The organism is Acinetobacter sp. 231_lipA (genome assembly GCF_058243005.1).
Window position 1 is genome coordinate 3,597,402 of the sequence record NZ_JBZAYU010000001.1, and the last position, 25,589, is coordinate 3,622,990.

The following is a 25,589-nucleotide window of genomic DNA, read 5'->3' on the forward strand; positions in this document are numbered from 1 at the left end:
AAAAGATAACACTCTGCTCATTTGAACAGAATTCAAATGACAACTTGGGTATGAGGACGACCTAATTCTGTAAATTTGTTCAATACGGCTATGCGTGCATGAATCTCATTCACCTGACTAGAAAAACTCCTTGCTGTTAATTTATCACCTAATAGTTTGATGCAATGCATCTTGGTTTCAACTAAACTTCGACGATGATAACCAGACCATTTTTTCCAAAGCGTTCTTCCTAAACGTTTAACTGTTTTCAGTAACTCATTCCGCTCTAAAGATCTCAATTTCTGATCTTTCCATGGTTTTGCATTTTTTCTTGGCGGAATGAGCGCATGTGCATCTCGATCTAGAATGACTTGTCTGCAGTGCTTCGTGTCATAAGCACCATCGGTATAGACCGAATCAATTCGTTCATCTAAGGGAATTTGAGCAAGTAAATCACCGAGTACTTGCGAATCGCTCACATTATTTGTAGTAAGCTGTACTGCACGTATTTGCAAGGTTTCAGCATCGATGCCAATATGAAGCTTACGCCATTGGCGACGATATTCAGGTCCATGTTTCTTACGTTTCCACTCACCTTCACCTAGAAACTTTAAGCCAGTTGAGTCGACGAGTAGATGTAGCCCATCACTACTTTTTTGATAGCTAATCGCAATATCAATATGTTTTTGTCTTCGACAAAGCGTACTGTAATCTGGTGCGGTCCAATTTAATCCACAAAGTTTAATCAGACTTTGAACAAAACCTGTGACCATGCGTAAAGAGAGTCTAAATAAAGATTTGATCATTAAACAGCATTGAATAGCCGTATCGGAGTAAGTTTGATTTCGACCTTGCTTGTTTTGTGGTTGTGCATACCACTGAGTGTTTGGATCAAACCAAATGGAAATGTTGCCCCAATTAATGAGAGCGCGATTATAGGAAGACCAGTTGGTTGTACGATAAGTTTTAGGAGTAGGTTTATTCATTTTGAAATTATAGGACTGAATAAACCTTATAGGCTAGGTTTGTGCAACAAAGCCCTTTCATATTGATCCGCTGCATTCCAAAATACTTCGGGGCAATCAGCTGCCCAGATTGGCATATTGGCTGATGCTGTATATTCAAGCTCTTCAATATCTTGTTTATGCGTTGAAAAATATAATGTTCGCGTAATGTAGTGATAACCGAGTTCTGAAGAATGTCTAAATTTGTCTCTACGCAAATTTTTATGCTGAATTTTTAGTTCTTTCACATTATGACGTAAATCAAAATAATACATATACAAATCCAATTTCAAATAAAGAAAATGGAGCATATAAAATTATTCAAAAATTTTATTCGTTTGATACAGAAAATGAAAAAATAATGCGTTTTTTTATAGAAAATATATCAGCATCATAAATGTATGTACTTTTAACGTGTAACACCCCCCAGTTTTAACGTGTAACAACAGAAATTTTAACGTGTAACACCGAACGAAATTTAAGCAAAAAAACATGTAACAGCCCCAATTTTTAACGTGTAACAGGCGTTTGTGCAATTTTTAGCCACTTCAAGTAAATTTTCGAATATTTAATAAATAATATCATTTAAATACAAACACTTAACTAACTAAAAGTGCTCCGCAGGACGAGCCGTAGTGTTCATTAAAATTTTCTGAAAGAAAATTTTAATGAACACGGAGACGAGATAAAAATCTTTTTTTTGCATTCGCAAAAAATGATTTTTATCTCTCACCACTAACAGCCCAAACTAACAGCAAACTAAAAGTGACTAACAGTGAGTAGAAAAAAAAGCAGCAATTTTTTTGAATATTTCAACTTTTCTCAAGTTTTAAAATTAACATGTGATATAAATTTTTATATTTTTAGTGAGAAAATATCACAATGAGTCGTACAGCATTAACAACACAAGACCACATTAATTCAATCGAATATTTTGCAATGAATAATGCTACATTCGAAAGTTCACATTATGATGTCATTCAATTAATCGAACAAAAAAAATTAGGGAAACTGAGTGATAAAGAAAAACAATTAATCAGAAAAACGTATCTATATACAAAAAAAAGAAAGACGTATGATAATAAACTTCTTTTTATATCTAAAAAAGATCCAAAATCGATCACAAAAATAGAACGCGATATTTTAGATTATAGTTATTTCGGAGAAGTTGTTCCACCAGTGCTTGAACATTATTTTTTAGCTGAAAAAATGTTAGACAATTATATGTCAAAATTACCCGATGATATAAAAATAAAAATCCATCAAAACATCTTAGACACGGATGATGCTTTAGAAAAGAAACAAAATATTAAAAAGAGAAATAAGGATAATCATCAAAAATTTTTTATTGGTGGGACATTATTGTCGCTTCTTAAATTAAATAATAATGATGATGATCCAATCGATATATTATTTGAGATCATGAAACTCTATTTAATGCATGATTATTTTGAGAGAAAATCATTTAACACTGAAGAGATAAATGAATTTAGTACTTCAGAAACTGGAAGAGAATTTAACAACAAAAAGAATTCAATTTTACTCAATTTAAATAATCCATTCTTAATTTACGATGAGTAAATAAAAAAACTAACAGAAAAAGCAGTATGCGTTAATAGCCGACCTTTTTTTCAGGGTCGGCTAAGCCGTGTGCGTTTTTAAAAATTTAACTCTCTTACTTTATAATAATATTTTTTTAAAAATCACTTTACAAAAAACCATTTCTAATTTAATGAATATCCATCTAAACAAACTTAAGATTATTTTACTGATATAATAAATTAAAAAATAAACCTTTTTTTTGTTTTTTAAACTTTTCTCATCTTTTTTTTAAACATTTTGATAATGTGCATATTCGGTTTTTCATTTAATTACCAGCTCACCCTGAAAATGAAAAATTTATCAATTGATGGGAGGATCGATGAACTTCAAAATTCGGTTTGAATTATCTGAATATGTAAAAAAAGTAAAAGCTAATGGTAGCTGCACTTTTTCTGGTAACAGTACGAAAAATTCACTTAGATTTATATTTAAAAAGCACAATTTAAAAGCTAATACAGTTTACCCGTCATTTGATGAAGAATACATGAATAACCAAGAGTCTTATCCTCTAGATATGAAGGTGGTGGAATGAGCACAGAGGATGCAAGATGATTGAGATTGATCGCAGAATTCGAGCTAAAGAATTTATGCAACTCCTATCCATTGGAAAAGATAAATTCTATAACATGATTAATACTGGGGATATTCAGCAACCAATTAGACTTTCTGATAAAGATGTTTTTTGGTATTCCTCGTACGTTAAGAATAAAGTTGAGGAGCATAAGCCTAAATCTGATATAGTACCCCACAATTAGTGGTCATTTTATTCCTAATTTCTCCGCTATCTCTCCCAGAGCGGGTACTTAAACGGGTAAGTAGGAAACCACATCAAAATTAATTTATATATTTTAGTAGGTTATAATGAAAATCGTCATCCTGAATAAGCCCTATGACGTCCTCTCCCAGTTCCGTAAAGATGAAGCACATATGACGATGTCTGACTTTGTCAGCGACTCTACTTTGCGCTTGGCTGGTCGTTTGGATATGGACTCTGAAGGCTTGGTATTTTTAACCGACCATGGTGGTTTGAACCAATACATCACCAACCCTGCCAATAAAAAATTTAAAACATATTTGGTTCAGGTCGATGGTGATGTCACTGAGGAAGCCCTTGAGCAGTTGCGTAAAGGTGTAGAATTAAAAGATGGTATGACTTTACCTGCTGAAGCATCTAAAGTTGAACAACCTGAGTGGTTATGGGAGCGTGATCCTCCTGTACGTTTCCGTGCGTCTGTGCCGACTTCTTGGGTCGAAATTTCAATTTGTGAAGGCCGTAACCGTCAAGTACGTCGCATGACTGCTGCTGTAGGTTTTCCTACTTTACGTTTAATCCGTACTAAAATTGGTGCAATTGATTTGGTTCAAATGGGTTTACAACCAGGCGAAACTAAAGAAATCGAACCACTTTTATACCCTGACTTTCAAAATATTCCTGCGGAAGAACCTTACCGTTCACGCTCTTATGTGAAAAAACCGGGTGGTACAGGTGGTAAGCCTATGGTTCGTAAGAACAAAGATGGTTCTGTGAAAAAGTCAGGTACAAAGCGTATTTGGCAAATGGATGATAGTGAGAAACCAAAGCGTAAAACCAATGGTACAACACGTCCAAATACGAAAGCTCCACGTGGTCGCGGACGTAATGGTCGTTGAAAATTAAGTATTTTAAAGCCCACGAAAGTGGGCTTTGTTTTATTATTTGCTATTGCTTAATGATATTTCAAGCATATTTAACTAAACTATTTATCTTGTTCGATCTAGCATTCAATCAAATATATTTAATATTACTCACTCCAACTAAAATATATGATCAGAAAATTATCAACTAAATTATTAAAGCTATTCAGCTCTACCTATATCGTTTTCTTTATTCTCACCTTTTTTATTATTATTAATATTCTTTATCTATCATTTGGTGAATGGTTAATTGAATCAAAAATACCTGAAAGCACTTTAAATTTAATTGCATCTTTACTTAGTGCATCAGCAACAACTTTTGCAGCAATAACTGCAGCCGTTTTGGTTCTAAACTGGAAAAGCCAACATAATCTTTCTCTCATTTCAAAATTGATCACTGAAATCTGGGAGCTACATGGGCAATTCACCTCTAAGATTTATGTCTTAACTTATACATTTTCAATCGAAACAAAAGAATCAGAGTACAAATACTCTTATGCTGAACTTATCGAAATAGCCGTTCCCTTACGTTCAAAAGTACAACAATTACAAGTATTGCTTGAAGGTCAAATTGATGAGAAAAATTGGGAGTTTTTACAAGATTATTTAAATTATTTAGAAATGTTTTATCCTTGGTGTAATGTAGACTTCTTAGAATTTAGAGACAATCGAACAAATTTCGATCATGAATTCAAATGTGCTAATTCAGCATTATTAAGTGTATGCAGAGAGTATATTTCATTGAAATAATTTAATAATTCAAGAATTAAATTGCTAGTAACATCCTTACCTACAGATTGAATAACAAAAAAGCCGACGCATTCGCATCGGCTTTTTCACATCATCGACTAAAAGCCGATTTTGTTAAATTTAAACAGTTTCAAGTGCAGCATTAAGCGTAGCACTTGGACGCATTACAGCATTTACTTTAGCTGTATCTACAGCATAGTAACCACCGATGTCAGCAGCTTGACCTTGAACTTGAGCAAGTTCAGCAATGATTTTGTCTTCGTTTTCAGCAAGTGCTTTCGCAAGTGGCGCAAACTTCGCTTTCAACTCAACATCTTCATCTTGTGCAGTAAGCGCTTCAGCCCAGAACTTCGCTAAATAGAAGTGGCTGCCACGGTTATCAAGTTCACCTGTACGACGTGATGGAGACTTGCCATTGTCAAGTAACTGGCCAGTTGCTTGATCTAAAGTTTTCGCAAGAAGTTTCGCCTGAGCGTTGTCTTCTTTAATGCCTAACTCTTCAAGCGATACTGCAAGTGCTAAGAACTCACCTAAAGAATCCCAACGTAAGTGGTTTTCTTCAACAAGCTGTTGTACGTGTTTAGGTGCTGAACCACCCGCACCAGTTTCGTACATACCACCGCCCGCCATTAACGGAACGATAGACAACATTTTCGCTGAAGTACCCAATTCCATAATTGGGAACAAGTCAGTCAGGTAGTCACGTAGGATGTTACCCGTTACAGAAATCGTATCTAGGCCACGCGCTACACGTTCAAGTGTATAACGCATTGCACGTACTTGAGACATGATCTGAATGTCTAAACCAGCAGTGTCGTGGTCTTTCAAGTATTTTTGTACTTTCTTGATCACTTCATTTTCGTGCGGGCGGTATGGGTCTAACCAGAAGATTGCTGGCATACCCGAGTTACGAGCACGGTTTACTGCAAGTTTTACCCAATCTTGAATCGGTGCATCTTTCACCTGACACATACGCCAAATGTCGCCTTCCTCAACATTTTGAGTCATCAACACTTCGCCAGTTTCTAGGTCAGTGATGTTTGCAACACCCGCTTCAGACATTTCGAAAGTTTTGTCGTGCGAACCATATTCTTCAGCTTTTTGCGCCATCAAACCAACGTTAGGCACAGTACCCATCGTACGTGGATCGAAGTTACCATTCCACTTACAGAAATTGATCATTTCTTGGTAGATACGCGCAAAAGTTGACTCAGGCATTACTGCTTTACAGTCATAAGGTTTGCCGTCAGCGCCCCACATTTTACCGCCACCACGAATCATTGCAGGCATTGAAGCATCTACAATTACGTCGTTTGGTGAATGGAAGTTTGTGATGCCTTTCGCCGAATCAACCATTGCAAGTGCAGGACGGTGTTCTTGGCAAGCATGTAAGTCTTCGATGATTTCTTCACGTAAAGATGTCGGTAAAGTTGCGATCTTCTCGTAAAGACCAGCCATACCATTGTTTACGTTAATGCCTAGCTCATCGAACAATTTACCGTGTTTTTCAAAAGCATCTTTGTAGTAAATTTTCACACAGTGACCGAAAACGATCGGGTGTGAAACTTTCATCATGGTTGCTTTCACGTGTAAAGAGAACAAAATGCCCGCTTCTTTACAATCATCAAGTTCTTTTTCATAGAAATCGCAAAGCGCTTTCTTGCTCATGAACATTGAGTCGATGATTTCGCCGTCTTGAAGTGCAACTTTTGACTTCAGAACAATCGTTTCACCAGACTTGGTGATGAGTTCCATTTTCACATTACGTGCACGATCTAAAGTCATCGATTTTTCACCGTGGTAGAAGTCACCTTCATCCATGTGAGAAACGTGAGTTTGAGACCATTGCTTCCACTCGCTCATAGAGTGCGGGTGTTTTTTCGCATAGTTTTTCACTGCAGCTGGTGCACGACGGTCAGAGTTACCTTCACGCAATACAGGGTTTACAGCTGAACCAAGACATTTGCCATAGCGTGCTTTAAGCGCTTTTTCGTCTTCAGTGGTTGGGTTTTCAGGATAGTCAGGAATCGCGTAGCCTTTTGATTGAAGCTCTTTGATACATGCTGTTAACTGAGCAACAGAGGCACTAATATTCGGGAGTTTGATGATATTAGTATCTGGATCTTGGGTAAGACGACCTAGTTCTGCAAGATTGTCTGGGACTTTTTGCTCTTCTTTTAGGTATTCAGAGAATTCTGCGAGAACACGTGCGGCAACAGAGATATCAGTTTTAACGATCTCTACACCAGCAGGTTTAGTAAAGGTCTCAATGATCGGCAGTAGCGAATAAGTCGCTAGCAATGGCGCCTCGTCGGTCAGTGTGTAAATGATGGTTGACTTTCCACCAGCCATATATAGCCCCTTGCGTTAGATTGAGTTTTTTAGGGTGATGAGCTTCTGGCTCAACCCCTGCGAACCGATGTGCTTGAATAAAACCCTGAAAGTATCGTCCCTCAGGGCTTTACAGTCAACGTAATATCCAGTGATAACGACATTTCGCCAGAAAATACCACTACAGCCTTCGTTTTTCAAAATCACGTCTTTCCACAAGGCTTTAGCTTTTGCTTAGCAAATAAACAAATTTTTTAGCGAAATGTGTTATTTACCTCATTTAAGTCACAACATCAGATACTTTTCACATAATACAGTCTTCAAATCCTTTTTATAGTCTTATAGCCCTACATGCATAAGCATGACTTTTCTCAGCGCTCAATTTAAATCGGCAGAGCCATTCAGCATGCTGCAGCTTAAATATTGATACATAAACCCTCTACGCGTACTCCCCCATTTTTACATTTTTAAACCTATGATTTTTATATGGTTGGTTAAACTGAATCTTTTTTCTGCAACGGTAAGGGTCAATTCAATGCTAAAAATGCTGTTTTCGCTCATTGGACTTGGTTTTTCTTCTTGGTGTTTTGCTCAAAATCCATTGAGCGTCCATGTGCTGAATTTGGAAAATGGTCTCCCTTCTGCCAATGTCAAAGTGACACTTGAAGCCCAACAAAATGATAAATGGACAGAAATCAGCTCAAGCACGACCGATGACCAAGGTCGAATCAATGATTTATATCCCAAAGATACGGCCTTACAAAAAGGTGTATACAAAGTTACCTTTAAAACGGGTGATTGGTTTCGCCAAAAAAATCAGCGCTCATTCTTTCCTGAAGTGCCCGTGGTGTTTGTAATTGATGGCTCATTAGATCATTACCATATTCCTCTATTAATTAGCCCATATGGCTATTCCACTTACCGTGGTAGTTAATGCACATAAATAAGCGCATAAAAAACCGATGCCTAAGCATCGGTTTTTTGTCTGTACAGAATCAAATAAAGTGGCTTAGGGACTAAGCTTTGAACCACTTCTCTGCTTTCGCTTGATCTTCGACTTTCAATTCAACTTCAGTCAGCTCTGAGCCAGCAGCTTTTACGTCAAAGCTCATCAACTCATCACGGCGGAATGCCAATATGCTATACGAGCCTTCTTGCTTGGCATACTTTTCTACCAGTTTCACCGTTGCTTTGAGACCATCAATCGCAATGATCACATCATGGGCAGAAAGGCCAGCTTGAGCAGCAGCACCATCACGACGTGCGCTTTGCACCAACACGCCTTCTGGCTTATCTACAAGCTTTAAACCTAACGGTAATGACTTATCATTTTTCAGGCTATAGCTTAAACCAAACTCAGGGAAAAGTTGATCCAGCGGCAACTCATCTGTGGTGTTAATTAAGTGATTGATTTGCTCAATCCAGTTGTCACCTGTCAGTTCATTACACAACTCAACAATTGTACGCTCATGTACTTGTATGCCCTTTTGCGCGTTCTCATAAAGTTTACACATAAGTGCGTCAAGACTTGAACCACGTAAGCGCAAACCTAAGTCTAAACATAGGGCAACCAAACAACCTTTGTTGTAATAGCTGGTGCCTGCATTGTTCGAGTTTTCATCCTGACGGTAAAATTTCACCCATGCATCAAAGCTGGACTCAGACACAGACTGAACAAAACGCCCCGGATTTTGCAAATAGCGATCAATCTGCGTTTTGAGTAGTTTGATATATGAGGCTTGGGAAATCACACCACTACGCAGCAAAATCAGGTCATCATAATAAGACGTGAAACCTTCAAAAATCCAAAGCAAAGAGGTATAGCCTTCTTTGTTGAGATCATAATTGACAAAGTTTTCAGGACGAATGAATTTGACCAACCATGAGTGGAAGTATTCATGACTACATAAGCCTAAGAAACGTTGATAGTCTTCAGACGGCTCTTCAGGCTCATTGGCTTTTGGTAAGTCTTCACGTGGACTAATCAAGCTGGTTGAATTTGGATGCTCCAAACCACCATAACTATTTGCTGTCGCCATCGTCATAAAGGTGTAGTTTGAAAATGGCGCTGAGCCAAACATTGAAATTTCTGTTGCGCAGATTTTTTCAATGTCTTGCTGCATACGTGCAGCATTCATGGCATGTTTACCTGACACCACAAACTCGTGTGGAATGCCATTGGCTTCAAAACCAAAACGCGTCTGCTCTGCTAACTCAAATGGTGCATCAATCAGCTCGGCATAGTTTTTGGCTTTTAAGGTAAAACGACCTTTAACGAGGCTTTTTGAAGCCATACCAGTAGCCAATTGGAAGTGTTTCAGCTCATCAGGAAGGAACAGTTCAACTTCAACTGCTTTGTCCTCTTGACCCTCCAAACCTAAGCAAGCACATGCAGGGTTTACATATAAACGGGTTTGATCTACATACGCACCGCGCACCGACAGATCATAGGCATAGACATCATACTCTACCGTAATCAGTTCATGGTCGGTATTAAAAAGACGCCATTTATTCTTTTCAAATTTTTGAATTTCTAACAAACGCCCTTCTTCATCATAAGCACGAACCGATTCTATATGCTTTGAAAACTCGCGAATGAGGTAACTACCCGGAATCCAAGTCGGTAATGAAAGTACCTGTGTTGGGTCTGCTACAAAACGTAAAGTCACGTGTATAAGGTGCTGACGATAATCGTCAAATTCGATCTGATAATGCAACATAATGGGCGATACAAAATAAAATGAAATGAGTTATAACTTAGCTTAGCATTATTTACGCCAGTTTTGCGTCACAGTCACATTTGTCTGCATTTTTGACTGGTCATTGAGGAAAAAAAGGCATAGCATTTGCAGCTGTTTTAGGTTTAAAAGTCACGGAATGGCTTGGTTAGGGAATTTCATTGAAAGCTGTCATCTACTTCATCGCTACACTCTTCGCCTTATGTTCAAGTTTCACTCAAGCGGCATTGCTAAACATTGTTCCTGAAACAGTTGAAGCTCAAGCTTGGACAGTTTTTGACAGCCAATCGGGGCAAGTCATTGCAGAGCATAATAGTCATGTTCAACGTGCACCCGCTTCGCTCACCAAAATGATGGTGGCTTATATTGCACTCAAAGAAATCAATGCAGGGAAGCTCAATAAGAGCGAAATTCTTACCGCAACACCTGTGGTCAGTACGGTGATGTGGGATGAGTCCCAAATGTACTTAAAACAAGGCGAACAGATTTCTGTGGATCAGCTTCTAGCGGGTTTAGTGGTCATGTCTGCCAATGACGCAGCAGTGACTTTAGCGGAACGCATCTCAGGTGATATTCCAAACTTTGTTGCACGAATGAACCAAGAAGCCAAAGCGCTGGGAATGACTGAAACGCATTTTCAAAACCCTGCGGGTATCACCATGCCAGAGCACTATTCAACCGCACATGATTTAGCGCTACTAGGCCAAGCCTTGGTGAATGAAACGCCAGACTATTTATACTATTCAAAACAGCAAAGTTTTAGCTACAACCAACGCTTTCACCGTGCAACCAATGTTCTGTTAAAACAAGACCCGACAGTAGATGGCTTAAAAACAGGTTATACCAAAGCAGCGGGATACAATTTAGCGCTGACAGCAAACCGCCCGACCATGAACCCCGATAATCCAAACCGTCGTTTGGTGGTCATCGTTTTAGGTACAGAAAGTGCAACAAAGCGTGCTGAAGTTGCACATAACCTTATGAATTTGTCTTATACCTATACTCGTAACGAAGTTGCACTAAAAGATAAGCAAATTATCGCTGAACTACCTGTCGTCAAATCGACATTGAAAATGTTTAAAGTGGAAAGTAAGCAACCGAAAATTGTGACTACATCACTGTACGATCAACCATATGCCATTGACTTACATGCCTTTGACCAGACCAACCAACGCATTATGCTCAATACAGGCAATGGCACCATTCAACGCATTGATCCATTAGAGTCCACAAAAACGCATTTCAATATTGAAGTGTTGCAAAACAAGCTGACCGCTCCGCTGGCTGAAGTGATGCAACTGGCGAAAGTGCAGGTCTATCAAAACAATCAGCTCATTCAAACATTCACCATTGAAGAAGATGTACAAATTGAAGAAGCCAATATTTTCCAGCGTCTAATGTTTTGGTTCAAAAGCTTGTTTCCATTTTTATCAAGCGATGAACCTAAAGTAAAAACCTATACACTCGGTTAAGTTCGAGCAGTATCCCGAGTTTTATACTTTATGTAACTTGTAAGACAATCTAATTATCAATAAATCAAGAAGATGGCATATTCAATGTCATCTTCTTTTTTTAATAATAAATAGGTTGCTTCATATGGCTGTACAAACAGAACAAGTGCCACACCATATTGTTATTATTGGCGGTGGTGCTGGTGGTCTAGAGTTAGCAACGCAACTCGGTGACAGCTTTGCAAAATCCAAATGGGTTAAAATCACCCTCGTCGATCAAAACCTCACCCACATCTGGAAACCCTTACTCCACGAAATTGCGGCAGGTACACTCAACCCAAGTGTTGAAGAAATCAATTATTTTGCACATGCTTCTAAACATCATTATGAGTTTGTTTTGGGTCGTTTTGTCGGCTTAGATCAAGAACATAAACAAGTAAAACTTGAAGCACGCCAATATGCCAAACAAAGCACTGAAACCACGCAGTTTGAACTCAACTACGATACCTTAGTCCTTGCAGTCGGCTCGACCTCTAACGACTTTGCGACCGAAGGCGCTAAACATTACTGCCACTTCCTCGACAGTCGCCAGCAAGCTGAAATTTTCCAACAAGACCTTCTACATTTGTATTTAGATGCACAAAACCGTCCAGAAACACGCGCACTCAATATTGCGATTATTGGTGCAGGTGCCACAGGAGTCGAGCTTGCAGCCGAATTGGTCCATGCGAAAAGTACCTTTTTTAAATACGGTCTCAATAAAATTGACCCAAACAAAGTCAAAGTGACCTTGATTGAAGCAGCGGATCGTATTCTTCCCGCCCTATCCACCAAAATGGCAAATCACACACTTACCCAATTGGAAAAACTTGGCGTTGAAGTCCTCACCCATCACCGTGTTGCCAAGTTAGATAAAGACCATGTCTATTTTGCTGACGGCTCACAAATCGATGCCGATCTAAAAGTTTGGGCGGCAGGCATCAAAGCGCCTGTCGTTTTAAATGCGCTTGAAGGCTTTAAAAAAGATGCGATTGGACGTCTTAAAGTCTATGCAACTTTGCAAACCCGTTCCGACCCCAACATTTTTGCCTTTGGCGATTGTGCTCACTGCCAGCCCGCGGCCGATGAACCAGTCCTTGGCCCACGTGCTCAAGTGGCCAGCCAACAAGCAGCCTTTTTGCTTCGAGCGCTCAAAGCGCGCATTCGTGGTCAGTCTTTGCCGATGTTTAAATTTTCTGACAAAGGCTCTTTGGTTTCCCTCAGTCAATACAAAGCTGTGGGCGAACTCCTGGGCCAAGTCAATGTGCAAGGCGTGCTGGCAAAAACCATGTATGTTTCTTTATATCGACTCCATCAGGCCACCTTACATGGCTATACCCAAGCTGGGCTGATGACCGCAAAAGACCTGATGAATAAAAAAGTCGGTCCGAAAATAAAATTGCATTGAAATCTTAAAATGCGTCCCCACTAATAAAAAAACGCCATAAGAACGTGGAAAATGCAGTTTTTTTGCTAAATTTAGTCTACAAAAGCTGCTTTTCACTTTATGATATACCCCTTAAATTCTAAATGAATGGACGAAAAACATGACTGCTATCGCAAATGATCACGTGGTTTCTTTCAACTACAAATTGACTAACGCTGAAGGCGAAACGCTAGACCAATCACAAGGTGAACCACTTGCATATTTGCACGGCGCAGGTAACATCATCCCTGGTTTAGAAAATGCATTGCTAGGCAAAACTGTAGGTGAAAAATTCACTGTTACTGTTCCTGCTGCTGAAGGTTATGGCGAATACAACCCTGAACTCGTTCAAGAAGTTCCAGCGCAAATGTTCCAAGGCGTAGACAACATCCAAGCGGGTATGCAGTTCCAAGCTCAAACTGATGATGGCGTTCAAATCGTAACTGTAAAAGCAGTTGAAGGCGAAAACGTAATTGTTGATGCGAACTTCCCACTTGCTGGTCAAGACTTAACTTTCGAAGTTGAAATCGTAGAAATCCGCGATGCAACTGAAGAAGAATTACAGCACGGCCATGCGCACGGTGCTGGTGGTCACCACCACTAAGATTTAACATCTTAGAAAAGGGCGAAAGTTTAACTTTCGCCCTTTTTTTTATTTTTGCATACTTGCTCATTCGCGACGTATTTGAAAATCTGTAAATCTTTGCTGTTCTGAAGCCAGTTCTACGATGACCACATCCGTGACTACCGCATGAGTTGATCCGACTTTAGCAAGATTTACCAGTTCGGCAACCACACCATAATCCCCCAAAAGCAACAGCATATTGTGCAAACCAGCGTCGATATCGAACACCCTGAACTTTTCCCGATATGGTCAGTTTTACTGCTTTCATACTGTATACTCTCGGTTCACGACCGTATAAATAGCCTGACTCATTTGCTGCGCTTGTAAACCACGTTCACCTTGCTGAGCCAAAAGGTCACCTGCTTGGGCATGCAAGGTCACAATTTGATGTAACGTAATGTCATCTTGCAACTGTGCTTTTAAACTGGCAATCATGCCTGCCAATACATCACCCATTCCACCTGTCCCCATCCCTGGATTACCTGCGGTACAAATCCAAAGTTGCGTATCTAAAATCAAGCTTCCCGAACCTTTCAGCACCCATTGTCCTGCATATTTTTTTTGTAAAGCATAAATAGCTGCAATACGGTCGGACTCCACCGCTGAAGTACTGATACCGAGTAAAGTCGCGGCCTCCCCAGGATGCGGTGTTGCGTACACCTGTTTACCAAGCTTTACTGGCTTCTCAGCCAAAAACCATAAAGCATCCGCATCCAATACCACCTGCAAAGCACTGGTCTGAATGAGTGGAAACCATGCATCAAACTGCTGCTGAGCCCATGCATCTCTTCCCAGTCCCATACCAAAACTGACTGCATCCACATGTACCACCAACGCTTCACGCTCTTGGAGCGACATTTGGTTAATATCACGCAGCATAATATTGGGTGCACGAGCTAAAATTGCAGTATGGTGTTTTGCATCACATACCACGGTCACCTTGCCAGCACCCGCATGAAAGGCAGCTTCTGCGGCTAACATCACCGCACCGCCCATCTGTGCATGTCCCCCAATCACCAGTACGTGCCCATAGCTTCCTTTATGTCCAAAGGCTTGACGCGGTACAAGCTGCACATGCTGTGGAGCAAGTGAAGCTAAAGGTTTTAAAGCACTTTCTACAGGAAGTAGCGAAATTAGCTCAACGACTCCTGCATAAGCTTTACCCTGCCCAGTAAATAAACCCGCCTTTAAGCCCAGAGCCGTAAAGGTATAATCGGCGACAACAGCACAAGGTAAAGCTTGCCCCGTGTTGGCCTGCAAACCACTCGGAATATCAACGGCAATTTTTAAACCTGTTTGTCTATTGATCTGCTGAATTACTGCCTGCCAGTCTGAACTGAGCTCACGGTTTAACCCAATGCCAAACAAAGCATCAATATACGCATCATAAGGACGTTGAAAAGCAAATCCTGTATGAATCATTATTCCCTTTTGCACGGCCGCTGCATGTGCTTGTTGCAGTGATACAGACTCTCCCAAAGCAGCTGCATAAATTTCAACGTCATAACCTTGCGCGGCTAGATACGATGCAATCAAGTAACCGTCACCTGCATTGTTGCCTTGACCACAACACACCGCAACGCTTTTGACCTGCTGCTGTTTAAGCCTAGGCAGCATCTGTTCAGTTGTTGACCATGCGACTTGTTGCATCAACCCATAAGCACTGTTTTGCTGCGCGAACCAACGCCCTTCCCATGCTTGAATCTCACTGCTGTGGTACACTTGCTGATGCATGATTTTTCCTTTGTTCTTGGTTATGACAACATCCACATCTTCCTCAAAAATCCCTGTAGATCAATATGATCCAGAGCAGCTTAAGGCTTGGATTAAAGCTGAAGCACTGGCTTTAGGATTTTCTGATTGTGTCATCGCCAAACCAGATGCTCAAGTTGAATTGCCGCGTTTTAAAAAATATTTAGAACTTGGTTATCATGGTGACATGCATTTTCTTGCTGAAAACTTAGAAAAACGCGCAGATCCAACACTGCTTGTTCCGGGCACCAAAAGTATTATTTGTGTGCGTATGGATTATTTGGTAGCCGTTCCTGAACCACGTCTTGTGCCTTTTGCACCAAATAGCGCCATCATTGCGCGTTATGCACGCGGACGTGACTATCACAAAGTCATGCGTGGGCGTTTAAAGACCCTTTCTCAGAAAATCAAAGCCAAAGTTGGCGATTTTGAATCTCGCCCATTTGCAGACTCAGCACCCATTTTTGAAAAATCATTGGCTGAAAATGCAGGGATGGGATGGGTCGGTAAACACACCTTACTCATTCATAAAACATCAGGCTCATTTTTTGTTTTGGGTGAGCTCTTTACCTCTTTAGAGCTACCTTTTGACCAAGCCACCACCAAACACTGTGGTTCATGTAGCGCTTGTATTGATATTTGCCCGACCCAAGCGATTGTTGAGCCTTATTTATTAGATGCGCGTAAATGCATTGCCTATTTAACTATTGAGTTTCAAGGCATTATTCCTGAAGAACTACGCCGCGGTATTGGTAACCATGTGTTTGGTTGCGATGACTGCCAGCTCATTTGCCCGTGGAATAGCTTTGCCAAAACTACACCAATTGATGATTTTAACCCGCGTCATGGCTTGGATGACATTCAACTGATTGACCTTTGGCAATGGGATGAAAACACCTTTATGGCAAATACAGAAGGGAGTCCCCTACGTCGTACAGGCTACCAAAGCTTTATGCGTAATGTCGCGATTGGTCTAGGTAATGCACCTTTCTCAGATGAAATATTGCAGCAATTACAAGCTTCTCGCCCAGAGCTTAACGATATTGTGCAAGTCCATATTGACTGGGCCATCCAAGAGCAACTGATGAAAAGGCACTAAAATGTGCTTCAAACAGACTCAATCAATCAAAGTTCAATCAAATAGCCATTTACTTGCATAATTTTATTTATTTTATCTATTTAGCTGCATTTTCAGTGTAACTCAAAATCCAAATAAATAGAATTTTGCGGCCAAATTTCCGAAAAAACGCTCAACTTTGCAACTATTTTTACAATCTCATAAAAAGATAAAATTAAAAACATAATCGGGAGATACTATTAAAACTGAGCAATAATGCCTTTTAAGTTGGCACGTTAAATGTATGATGTATACAAGTTAGAATTAAAAATGGATCGCCATTATGAACCTACGCAATGATTGGACGCGTGAAGAAATCGAAGCTTTGTATGATCAGCCTTTTCTTGATCTCGTCTTTCAAGCGCAGACCGTACATCGCCAACATTTCCAAGCCAACACCATTCAAGTCAGTACTTTATTGTCGATTAAAACAGGTAAATGTCCTGAAGACTGTAAGTACTGTTCTCAGTCAGCACGTTATGACTCAAAACTTGAAGCCGAAAAGCGAATTGCTGTAGACAAAGTGATTTCAGAAGCCAAAGAAGCTTTAGCTTCAGGCTCATCTCGTTTTTGTATGGGCGCAGCTTGGCGTAACCCACATGAACGTGACATGCCTTATGTACTAGAAATGGTTAAAGAGGTGAAAGCACTTGGTTTAGAGACTTGCATGACTTTAGGGATGCTGAATGAGTCTCAAGCTGGGCGTTTAAAAGATGCAGGTTTAGATTATTACAACCATAACCTCGACACTTCACGCGAGTATTATTCACATATTATTAGTACACGTACCTTTGACGACCGTTTAAATACCTTAGAATATGTCCGTCAAGCAGGCATGAAAGTGTGTAGCGGTGGTATCGTTGGTCTAGGTGAAAAGAAAGAAGACCGTATTGGTTTATTGCAAGAGCTTGCAACGATGCCAATTCACCCAGAATCTGTGCCAATCAACATGTTGGTTCCAATTGAAGGCACGCCACTGGCAGATGTTGAAAAACTCGATGTGACGGAATGGATTCGTACCATTGCAGTTGCGCGCATTATCATGCCGCACAGCTATATCCGCCTATCTGCAGGTCGTGAAGCACTTTCTGACTCAGACCAAGCACTTGCATTTATGGCGGGTGCAAATTCGTTGTTCTCAGGTGAGAAACTACTGACCACACCAAATGCAGGCGAAGGTAAGGACCGTCAACTGTTCACCAAATTAGGTTTAGTAGCAGAAAAGCCAAAACCAACGGTGGCAGACCTTAGCCTAGATGCCATGGCAAGCTAATTCCCAAGATTTACTAAGCATAAAAAAGCTCCTTATTCAGTATGGGGCTTTTTTAATGTCTATCTATTTAACCTTCAGATGACTGAGCAAAATTATGCGCAGTAATTAAAATACCATAACTGGCATTCAGATAATCGCCTTGGAAGATCTCATCTTCACCATTGGCATGGCGTATGGTTAACGTTTGGCGAATCGCGTCATAGTGAAAAGAATCAAAACACTCTTGATGCTGACACAGCCAGCTTAAGGTATCACTCAGATTATCATCGACAATATAAGTCTGTGCTTGAAAATTTTTAGTCATCTTCTGTATACGCTAAACACTGTTATTCGGCTATTGTAAGCCGTTCTGCGTCAATTCAGTCGAACTAAGCCATAAAAAAATACAGGCATTAAAAAGTGAGCCTACGCTCACTTTTCCTTAAGATGATTAGTCGGTTTTAGAATCACCGCACTTTCGGCATTCCATATGCTCCCCTATTTCAGTCATTTGTTCATATTCATAAACGTGGATGCAAAATAATTTTTTAAACAACTGAAGCATTTTTAACTCCTGTAAATGATTTTTTAAAAATTCGCTTCTTAAAATAGGTATATCTTCCTGAAATACCCACAACTCATATATCATGAGCTATACACAGTTTTAAACATACTTTTTATAAATTTCAAGTGCCTTTTGTCGAATAACAGCATAAAGTGATAAATGGTCATTTACTTTTTTAAATGATGCTTTTCATTTACTTGTGGTTCTAAATTACATCGCTTTTAAAAATGCGGCTGAGATTGAAAGAATGCTTGATTTAAATTTGGATCAAGCTAGGATAAAAATACAATCAATGCTCAAAACAGATGTTTCGAGCAACCAATAAAGAGTTTCTCTGTACACGACAAATTTCACAGAACCCTTATCCTATCAGGGTTCTGCCTTCTTAAAATTGCCAAAATTTCCTTAAACTCTTCTTTTTTCCCAAAACCAATTAAACGCTGAATCGCCATTTGAACATAGTCTAAACCATAGCGAAATAAACTCATTGAGAGTCGTCCATGCTTCTTTATTTTTATCACTTTTTTTTGATCATGTTGCCATTCACCCGTTAAGTAACACCAACAGAAGCTTATAGCTAACACCGCAATCAATTTTTTCACTCGTCTAGGGTCTGTCAAGCGCGTATTTTCAAGATTAAACCCGCGTCCTTTGAGACAACTGAATAAGGTTTCAATTTCCCAGCGTAATGCATAATCCTGAATAGCATTGGCATTAAACTGAGGAGAAACGACGAGTAAAAGCTCTCCATTTTCTAACTGTAGTGCACTTATATATAGTTTCACCCGACCAACCAAAATCCGTCGTTTACGACATTCAATTTGACCAACTTTAAGATGGCGAAATAAATCACTAATTTTATGATTCTTTCCTAAATGATTGGTGACAATGAAGTTTTTTTAACACGAATGCAGAAGTTGATGTCTTGTTCAATTAACCATGTAAACCACTGCTCACCGATAAACTCTCTGTCTGCGAACACATTCACAATACGGTCTTTACCAAAAATGGCTATAAAGCGTTGAATCAAAGCAATGCGCTCTTTCGTATCTGAATTTCCACGTTTATTAAGCAATGTCCAAAGGATAGGTATCGCTATTCCACGATAAACGATTGCGAGCATCAGGATATTAATATTTCGTTTTCCCCATTTCCAATTGGTTCTATCTAAAGTCAGTTGCACTTGGTCGAATGAAAACATATTGAAAATCAACTGAGAAATTTGACGATAATCAAAATACTGACCTGCAAAGAAGCGCTGCATACGTCGATAAAATGATTGTGGTAAGCACTTGATGGGCAAGGCTTTAGATGCAGAAGAAAGATTACATGTTTGCTTTAAAATAATCACAAGCATGATGAGCGCAAAGCACTTTAAATGTGACTTGTTCCATTTTAGAGATTTGTTTAAGATAAGATATAACTCATTGAGATGTGTCATAGTATTCGTCGTTAGAAAACAATTATTATGACATTATTTCAATGAGTTATCTATTTTTGTCGTGTACAGAGAAAGAGTTTGATAAAAAAGCAACGATAAGGATATTTATACATGCTTGGACGTATGATGTTTCAACCGCTATTAATTAGCAATCTTATTGATCACGCAGAACGCTACCATGCGGATACAGCCATTATTTCTAAAAATACAGACGGCAGTATCACTGAAACCAACTGGGCCAAAGTCGCAGCCAACTCTAAGCGATTTGCCAATGTACTCAAAGATTTAGGACTTTCGCAAAGTGACCGCGTGGCGACCATCGCATGGAACAATCATCGTCACCTAGAATCTTGGTATGCGATCTCTGGCAGTGGCTATATTTGCCATACCATCAACCCACGTTTATTTCCAGAACAACTGATTTTTATTATCAATGATGCCCAAGACCGTGTGGTGTTATTTGATAAAACCTTTGCACCACTAATTGCTGCGGTAAAAGCACATTTAGCCCATGTAGAGCACTTTATTTGCTTAGATGCCGCAGATGACGCTATTACAGAGAAAATTGCCGATGTAAAATTTTATGATGACTTGGTCAGCAAAGAGTCTGAACAATTCACATGGCCAAGTTTTGATGAGCAAACTGCAAGCTCTTTGTGCTATACCTCGGGCACAACTGGAAATCCAAAAGGCGTGCTATATAGCCACCGCTCCACCATTTTGCATAGTTTTGCCATCAGCCTACCCGATTCTCTCAATCTGTCTGCAAATGACATTATGTTGCCTGTAGTGCCCATGTTCCATGTTAATGCTTGGGGTACACCTTATGCAGCAGCTATGGTCGGTTGTACCGTTGTATTGCCAGGGCCAGGCTTAGATGGGCCAAGTTTAGTAAACATGATTGATACCTATAAAGTCACTGTGGCTTTGGGTGTACCCACCATTTGGCAAGGTTTACTGTTAGCAGCAAAACAATTAGGTAGTCAATTGACAAGTATGAACCGTAACGTTGTTGGTGGTTCTGCATGTCCACCATCCATGTTAGCGGCCTTTAAAAATGACTATAACTGCGACACCATTCATGCATGGGGTATGACCGAAACGAGTCCACTCGGTTCTGCCAACCAACTTAAAGCCAAACATCAACAGCTCTCTGAACAAGAGCGTTTCAAGCTACGTCTTTCTCAAGGCCGTCCACCTTTTGGCGTGGATTTACGTCTTACCGATGAAGAAAAAGGCAACCATGAAATTGCCCGCGATGGTGAGCAGATTGGAAATCTACAAATTAAAGGGCACTGGATTATTGACAGTTACTTTGGTAAAGATGAATCCGCACTCACGACCGATGGCTGGTTTGACACAGGTGATATTGCAACCTTAGATGAAGACGGCTTCTTATACATCAGTGACCGTTCTAAAGATTTGATTAAGTCTGGTGGTGAGTGGATTTCATCGGTTGAACTTGAAAACCTTGCGATGGGACATTCAGACATTCTTATGGCAGCCGTTATTGCAGCCGAACATCCAAAATGGGATGAACGCCCTATTGTCATCGCTGTGAAGAAACCCGATAGCACAGTCACTGAACAAGGTGTCTTAGACTACTATACTGACAAAATTGCGAAATGGCAGATCCCTGACCGTGTGATTTTTGTCGATAGCATTCCACTGAGCGGTACGGGTAAAATGCTAAAACGTGAACTCCGCACCCAATATGGCCAAGTACTACTAGAACAAAATCCTGTTTAACGTTGTTGAGAATAAAAGCCTGATCATATGGTCAGGCTTTTCTTTATGTTCGGATAATTTAAATACCATCAATATAATTTATTTGAAAGCACATCCAATAAAGACGCTTTAAACACCTCACCATGCTTTAGATTTGGATAGATTAAAAATTTAGACTTTACGCCCTGCTGATCGAATATAGACAAAATTTCTCTATTTTTATTGATGCCATTTGCATCAAAATTAGCGCTTTGCTGTGCTCCAGTATGTGTTAAAAGATCACCTTCCATCAGCCATACATGTTTTTGTGGCTCTTTGACTAATTTTACGGCTCTAATTTTTTGCATCATGCGCTCATCTGCCCAAGAAAGTGATGGACTTGCAGCAAAAAAATGGCTGAAATAACGCCCATCGAGCAAGCTATCAAGCACGAAAAGCCCGCCATAGGAATGACCCCATAACGCTCTTTTTTGCGCATTCAGTTTTACATTTTGCTCAACCCAAGGGGCGATATCCTTCAAAATCACTTTTCTAAAATCAGCACTTCCCCCGCTCATCCGCTCTGGATTTCTTGGATCTTGGGCGGGTTTCCCAGTTAATAAATCTGCTGGAGTATAGTCGAGTGAACGAAAAGCTGTGGCAAATGGCAAATTGGTTTTATAACCAATGGCAACCAATACAGGGGCATCATTTGCATACAAAGACTTGAGTATTTCTTCATTCAGATGGGACATCGCAGCGTTTCCATCCAGCATAAAGACCGATGCATAGGCGTCCTGCGTCTTCTGTACTGTCTTTGGAATACCTAACCAAACGCGATAAGTTTTATTTGGATCTGTAGTTGCAAACTCTTTGACTTTAAAACTGTAATAAGCCGAGCCGATTTCTGCAATATTGGCAGGTAAAGGTTTCATTTCAGGTTTCGCATAAATACTTAAGCTAGCACCCAAGATCAACAACGAGCTAAAAATTCGCGAAAGCAGAGTAGTAAAAATCTTTCTATAAAGATGAGTCATTTTTCGTATATACAGCCATGAGATACTGAAGCTTAACACATAATAATAATTATCATTATCAATTAATTCTTAATCATCTCTCTTCATTGTATAGACAACATTTTATTTGAATGCTCACTAAGAAAGATGATTTTTCCTTTTTATACGGATTAAGCAAATCTAGCAAATACCCTTCCAGCTTTTTTATCCATAAAAAAAGCCACCGCACTATGACAATGCAATGGCTTTATCGACACAATCAAAAGACTTAAAGCTTTTTCCATGTCATGCTGCTCAAACCTTTCGCATCTTTTGCTGAGGCTTGCACCTTCATCTGATCTTTACCAGCATTTAACTGCGCAGTATTGATGTTATACACACGACCATCTTGAGGATTCAGCCATTGGCCTTTTGCGAATTTTTGACCTGTTGCATCACCCATTAAGCCATTCAGCACTTGCATACCAAAAATCGGTTTATCCTTAAGCCCACCCTGACACTTACTACATACATCACTCACAGGCGCTCCAGCCAAAGGATAGTACTTGGTCACCACTGCGCTATATTGCGATGTTTTAGAATTCTTACGAATCACAATATCTGAAATATAATACCCTGTCCGATCATCAATCACTTTCCATGTTCCAATAAGTGGGTCAAATGGCATGGCGAAAGCAGAATGAGACAACCCCAAAAACAGTGCTGATACACACAAAAACTTATGTTTCATAAAGTAAATTACAATATAAATGAAGAAATAAACGGTCGCGATTATAGCAATTCTATTCTTTTAATTATCTATTATTTCATTAAAATTAAATATTTATCTGAATTAACCCGTGAGAAAAATCAACAAAAAATTGCATATAAAAAAAGCCTCCGAAGAGGCTTTTTTTATAATGTATCAGAGCTTTATATTAAGCCGCTGAACGCTCTTCAATTGGCACCACTTTACGTAACTCAGGCCCCGTATAGTCCGCACTTGGGCGAATAATACGGTTGTCCGCACGTTGTTCCATCACATGCGCTGCCCAACCCGTCACACGGCTCATCACGAAGATGGGTGTGAAGAGTTTGGTCGCAATATCCATGAAGTGGTATGCCGATGCATGGAAGAAGTCTGCATTACAGAATAATTTCTTCTCACGCCACATCACTTCTTCACAACGTACTGATACTGGATAAAGAACCGTGTCACCGACATCTTTCGCTAAGCGCTCTGACCAGATTTTGATGATGCCATTACGTGGGTCGTTGTCTTTGTAGATTGCATGACCAAAGCCCATGATCTTTTCTTTACGTTCTAGTTTGCCCAGCATTTCTCGCTCAGCTTCTTCAGGTGACGTCCAGTTTTCAATCATTTCCATCGCTGCTTCATTTGCTCCACCGTGCAATGGACCACGCAGTGAACCAATCGCACCGGTGATGCATGAATGCATATCGGATAAGGTTGATGCGCATACACGTGCGGTGAAAGTCGATGCGTTGAATTCATGCTCTGCATAGAGGATCAGTGAGACGTTCATCACTTGTTCATGCAGTTCATTTGGTTTTTCACCACGAAGTAAGTGTAGGAATTGAGCACCGATTGAATCATCATCGGTGTTTTCTTCAATGCGTACGCCATCATGGCTAAAACGGTACCAGTAGCAAATGATTGCTGGAAGGGTTGCGAGAATACGGTCTGCAACATCTTGCTGTTCGGCAAAGGATTGTTCTGTTTCTAGGTTACCTAGCATCGATACGCCTGTGCGCATCACATCCATTGGGTGTGAGTCTGCTGGTATACGCTCAAGGACTTCTTTGAGTGCTTGTGGCAGTTGGCGCAGTGATTTGAGTTTAGCTTTGTAAGCGGTGAGCTGTGCTGCTGTTGGTAGTTCACCAAAGAAGATCAGGTAAGCCACTTCTTCAAACTGGCAGTTTTCTGCTAAGTCTTGGACGTCATAACCACGGTAGGTTAAGCCTGCCCCGCTTTTGCCTACGGTTGATAGTGCTGTCTTTCCTGCGACTTGTCCGCGCAATCCTGCGCCTGTGAGGACTTTTCCTTCAGCCATTTTTAATTCTCCTGTTTGAACAGCTTGTCTAATGTATTTTCAAAGGTGTGGTAATCCAGAAATTCGTAGAGTTCTTTGCGCTGTTGCATTTTGTCGAGAACGTTGACTTGGGTACCGTCATTGCGAATGGCATGCATGACTTCCAGTGCTGCCTTTTGCATGGCACGGGTCGGTGACAGTGGGTACAGCACCATCGAGATGCCTTGTTCTGCCAGTTGTTCTTTGGTGTAGTATGGGGTATCGCCAAATTCGGTGATGTTCGCCAATACTGGGACGCCGACTGCATCACAGACGGTTTTGTACATGGTAATGTCAGTCATTGCTTCAGCAAAGATCGCATCAGCACCGGCTTCTACACAGGCACAGGCACGGTCAATTACCGCTTGTAGGCCTTCTTTTTGTAGGGCATCGGTACGTGCCATCACCACAAAGTTTGCATCGGTTTTAGCATCGACTGCAGCTTTTACGCGGTCAACCATTTCTTGTTGGGTGACGATTTCTTTGTTTGGGCGGTGGCCGCAACGTTTTTGTGCTACTTGGTCTTCGATGTGCACTGCGGCTGCACCTGCGGCAATCATTTGTTTCACAGTACGGGCAATGTTAAATGCCCCACCCCAACCGGTGTCAATATCGACCAGTAACGGAGTGTCTACACGTTCGGTAATGCGACGCACATCTTCCAAAACATTATCCAGACTGGTCATGCCTAAGTCAGGCAATCCATAAGAGTAGTTGGCTACACCAGCACCCGAAAGGTAGATGGCCTTGTAGCCCACCTGTTTCGCCATCATTGCTGCATAAGCATTGACTGTACCGATAATTTGTAATGGTTTTTCCACTTCCAGTGCTTGTCTAAATCTTAAGCCTGCAGATCTTTGTTCTGTCATCGTCCTTTCCACGGCATTTACTTTAATTTTCGAGTTTTGAGTATAGCCATAATGACTGAATTGGCTATGACATTTTAGAATGAAAACTCTAAAACTTTAGTCCCATGGTTCACGTTTTTATTGTGTAATTTTCTTCCATGCATTGGGCTTTAGTGGTAAACAGTTAAGCCCCAAAACAA

23 protein-coding genes and 1 pseudogene are annotated in these 25,589 nt (G+C 40.3%); 12 read left to right on the top strand and 12 right to left on the bottom strand.

The genetic code is table 11. The features are described 5' to 3' along the window. Nucleotides 1-32 precede the first annotated feature (32 nt). Together AC4CUX_RS17740 and AC4CUX_RS17745 are read right to left on the bottom strand one after the other, a co-directional pair. Complete coding sequence (locus AC4CUX_RS17740) at nt 33-965, bottom strand: IS5-like element ISAha2 family transposase (protein ID WP_010327640.1); 933 nt, start codon at nt 963-965, stop codon at nt 33-35. 59 nt (nt 966-1,024) lie between these two features. Further along, nucleotides 1,025-1,258, bottom strand: a pseudogene (locus AC4CUX_RS17745) (MobA/MobL family protein); the annotation flags it as partial. Between the two features lie 607 nt (nt 1,259-1,865). Between AC4CUX_RS17745 and AC4CUX_RS17750 the strand changes: the two are divergent. The 5 genes from AC4CUX_RS17750 (at nt 1,866) to AC4CUX_RS17770 (ending at nt 5,009) form a co-directional block, all read left to right on the top strand. After that, the gene (locus AC4CUX_RS17750; protein WP_201706576.1) at nt 1,866-2,564 is read left to right on the top strand and encodes a hypothetical protein; all 699 of its coding nucleotides are present in this window, start codon (nt 1,866-1,868) and stop codon (nt 2,562-2,564) included. A 340-nt stretch (nt 2,565-2,904) separates the two neighbouring features. After that, on the top strand, nt 2,905-3,117 hold the full coding sequence (locus tag AC4CUX_RS17755) for a hypothetical protein (protein ID WP_490792587.1): 213 nt from the start codon (nt 2,905-2,907) through the stop codon (nt 3,115-3,117). Between the two features lie 19 nt (nt 3,118-3,136). Further along, nucleotides 3,137-3,340, top strand: a complete 204-nt coding sequence (locus AC4CUX_RS17760) for a helix-turn-helix transcriptional regulator (protein WP_029575045.1) — start codon at nt 3,137-3,139, stop codon at nt 3,338-3,340. 106 nt (nt 3,341-3,446) lie between these two features. Beyond that, entirely contained in the window at nt 3,447-4,235 is a 789-nt protein-coding gene (locus AC4CUX_RS17765) for a pseudouridine synthase (RefSeq protein WP_005401097.1), read from the top strand. Nucleotides 4,236-4,388: 153 nt separating this feature from the next. Beyond that, nucleotides 4,389-5,009 carry a hypothetical protein gene (locus tag AC4CUX_RS17770; RefSeq protein WP_005401096.1) on the top strand — a complete coding sequence of 207 codons (621 nt, stop codon included), beginning with the start codon at nt 4,389-4,391 and terminating at the stop codon, nt 5,007-5,009. Nucleotides 5,010-5,129: 120 nt separating this feature from the next. Here the strand turns inward: AC4CUX_RS17770 and AC4CUX_RS17775 are convergent, their stop codons facing one another. Then, nucleotides 5,130-7,361 (bottom strand): NADP-dependent isocitrate dehydrogenase, encoded by a 2,232-nt coding sequence (locus tag AC4CUX_RS17775; RefSeq protein ID WP_005401095.1) that lies wholly within the window; start codon nt 7,359-7,361, stop codon nt 5,130-5,132. A 514-nt stretch (nt 7,362-7,875) separates the two neighbouring features. On the opposite strand from AC4CUX_RS17775, the gene uraH reads away from it, so the two are divergent. After that, nucleotides 7,876-8,274 carry a hydroxyisourate hydrolase gene (uraH, locus tag AC4CUX_RS17780; RefSeq protein WP_005401094.1) on the top strand — a complete coding sequence of 133 codons (399 nt, stop codon included), beginning with the start codon at nt 7,876-7,878 and terminating at the stop codon, nt 8,272-8,274. Nucleotides 8,275-8,356: 82 nt separating this feature from the next. Here uraH and AC4CUX_RS17785 read toward each other — a convergent pair whose 3' ends face one another. Further along, a complete protein-coding gene (locus tag AC4CUX_RS17785) occupies nt 8,357-10,060 on the bottom strand; it encodes a M61 family metallopeptidase (RefSeq protein WP_005401093.1) in 1,704 nt (567 codons plus the stop codon). A 179-nt stretch (nt 10,061-10,239) separates the two neighbouring features. Between AC4CUX_RS17785 and AC4CUX_RS17790 the strand changes: the two genes are divergently transcribed. The 3 genes from AC4CUX_RS17790 (at nt 10,240) to slyD (ending at nt 13,598) form a co-directional block, all read left to right on the top strand. Further along, nucleotides 10,240-11,550, top strand: a complete 1,311-nt coding sequence (locus tag AC4CUX_RS17790; protein WP_005401092.1) for a D-alanyl-D-alanine carboxypeptidase PBP6B — start codon at nt 10,240-10,242, stop codon at nt 11,548-11,550. Nucleotides 11,551-11,674: 124 nt separating this feature from the next. Next, entirely contained in the window at nt 11,675-12,976 is a 1,302-nt protein-coding gene (locus tag AC4CUX_RS17795) for an NAD(P)/FAD-dependent oxidoreductase (RefSeq protein ID WP_039890411.1), read from the top strand. A gap of 139 nt (nt 12,977-13,115) precedes the next feature. Beyond that, complete coding sequence (slyD, locus tag AC4CUX_RS17800) at nt 13,116-13,598, top strand: peptidylprolyl isomerase (protein WP_004696728.1); 483 nt, start codon at nt 13,116-13,118, stop codon at nt 13,596-13,598. A gap of 66 nt (nt 13,599-13,664) precedes the next feature. Here slyD and AC4CUX_RS17805 read toward each other — a convergent pair whose 3' ends face one another. Together AC4CUX_RS17805 and AC4CUX_RS17810 are read right to left on the bottom strand one after the other, a co-directional pair. Continuing rightward, the gene (locus AC4CUX_RS17805) at nt 13,665-13,847 is read right to left on the bottom strand and encodes a hypothetical protein (RefSeq protein ID WP_005401090.1); all 183 of its coding nucleotides are present in this window, start codon (nt 13,845-13,847) and stop codon (nt 13,665-13,667) included. Nucleotides 13,848-13,883: 36 nt separating this feature from the next. Next, the gene (locus AC4CUX_RS17810) at nt 13,884-15,353 is read right to left on the bottom strand and encodes a bifunctional ADP-dependent NAD(P)H-hydrate dehydratase/NAD(P)H-hydrate epimerase (protein WP_005401089.1); all 1,470 of its coding nucleotides are present in this window, start codon (nt 15,351-15,353) and stop codon (nt 13,884-13,886) included. 22 nt (nt 15,354-15,375) lie between these two features. Between AC4CUX_RS17810 and queG the strand changes: the two genes are divergently transcribed. Next, the gene (gene queG / locus AC4CUX_RS17815) at nt 15,376-16,470 is read left to right on the top strand and encodes a tRNA epoxyqueuosine(34) reductase QueG (RefSeq protein WP_005401088.1); all 1,095 of its coding nucleotides are present in this window, start codon (nt 15,376-15,378) and stop codon (nt 16,468-16,470) included. A 301-nt stretch (nt 16,471-16,771) separates the two neighbouring features. Then, nucleotides 16,772-17,761, top strand: a complete 990-nt coding sequence (gene bioB / locus AC4CUX_RS17820) for a biotin synthase BioB (protein ID WP_004981788.1) — start codon at nt 16,772-16,774, stop codon at nt 17,759-17,761. Between the two features lie 67 nt (nt 17,762-17,828). On the opposite strand, the gene AC4CUX_RS17825 is transcribed toward bioB, so the two are convergent. Then, entirely contained in the window at nt 17,829-18,065 is a 237-nt protein-coding gene (locus AC4CUX_RS17825) for a hypothetical protein (RefSeq protein ID WP_005401087.1), read from the bottom strand. A gap of 590 nt (nt 18,066-18,655) precedes the next feature. Further along, nucleotides 18,656-19,746 (bottom strand): IS4-like element ISAba1 family transposase gene (locus tag AC4CUX_RS17830; protein ID WP_155118754.1). Its coding sequence is split into 2 segments (ribosomal slippage): nt 18,656-19,206 and nt 19,206-19,746, totalling 1,092 coding nucleotides; the frame shifts between segments, so codons are not numbered across the junction. Between the two features lie 111 nt (nt 19,747-19,857). Between AC4CUX_RS17830 and AC4CUX_RS17835 the strand changes: the two genes are divergently transcribed. Further along, nucleotides 19,858-21,495, top strand: a complete 1,638-nt coding sequence (locus AC4CUX_RS17835) for a long-chain-fatty-acid--CoA ligase (protein ID WP_201951583.1) — start codon at nt 19,858-19,860, stop codon at nt 21,493-21,495. 68 nt (nt 21,496-21,563) lie between these two features. Here AC4CUX_RS17835 and AC4CUX_RS17840 read toward each other — a convergent pair whose 3' ends face one another. The 4 genes from AC4CUX_RS17840 to prpB form a co-directional block, all read right to left on the bottom strand. Continuing rightward, on the bottom strand, nt 21,564-22,490 hold the full coding sequence (locus AC4CUX_RS17840) for an alpha/beta hydrolase (RefSeq protein WP_039890408.1): 927 nt from the start codon (nt 22,488-22,490) through the stop codon (nt 21,564-21,566). Nucleotides 22,491-22,737: 247 nt separating this feature from the next. Then, entirely contained in the window at nt 22,738-23,199 is a 462-nt protein-coding gene (locus AC4CUX_RS17845) for a DUF2147 domain-containing protein (protein ID WP_005401083.1), read from the bottom strand. Between the two features lie 187 nt (nt 23,200-23,386). Next, on the bottom strand, nt 23,387-24,523 hold the full coding sequence (gene prpC, locus AC4CUX_RS17850; RefSeq protein ID WP_004696709.1) for a bifunctional 2-methylcitrate synthase/citrate synthase: 1,137 nt from the start codon (nt 24,521-24,523) through the stop codon (nt 23,387-23,389). 2 nt (nt 24,524-24,525) lie between these two features. Next, a complete protein-coding gene (gene prpB / locus AC4CUX_RS17855; protein WP_004696708.1) occupies nt 24,526-25,410 on the bottom strand; it encodes a methylisocitrate lyase in 885 nt (294 codons plus the stop codon). Nucleotides 25,411-25,589 lie beyond the last annotated feature (179 nt).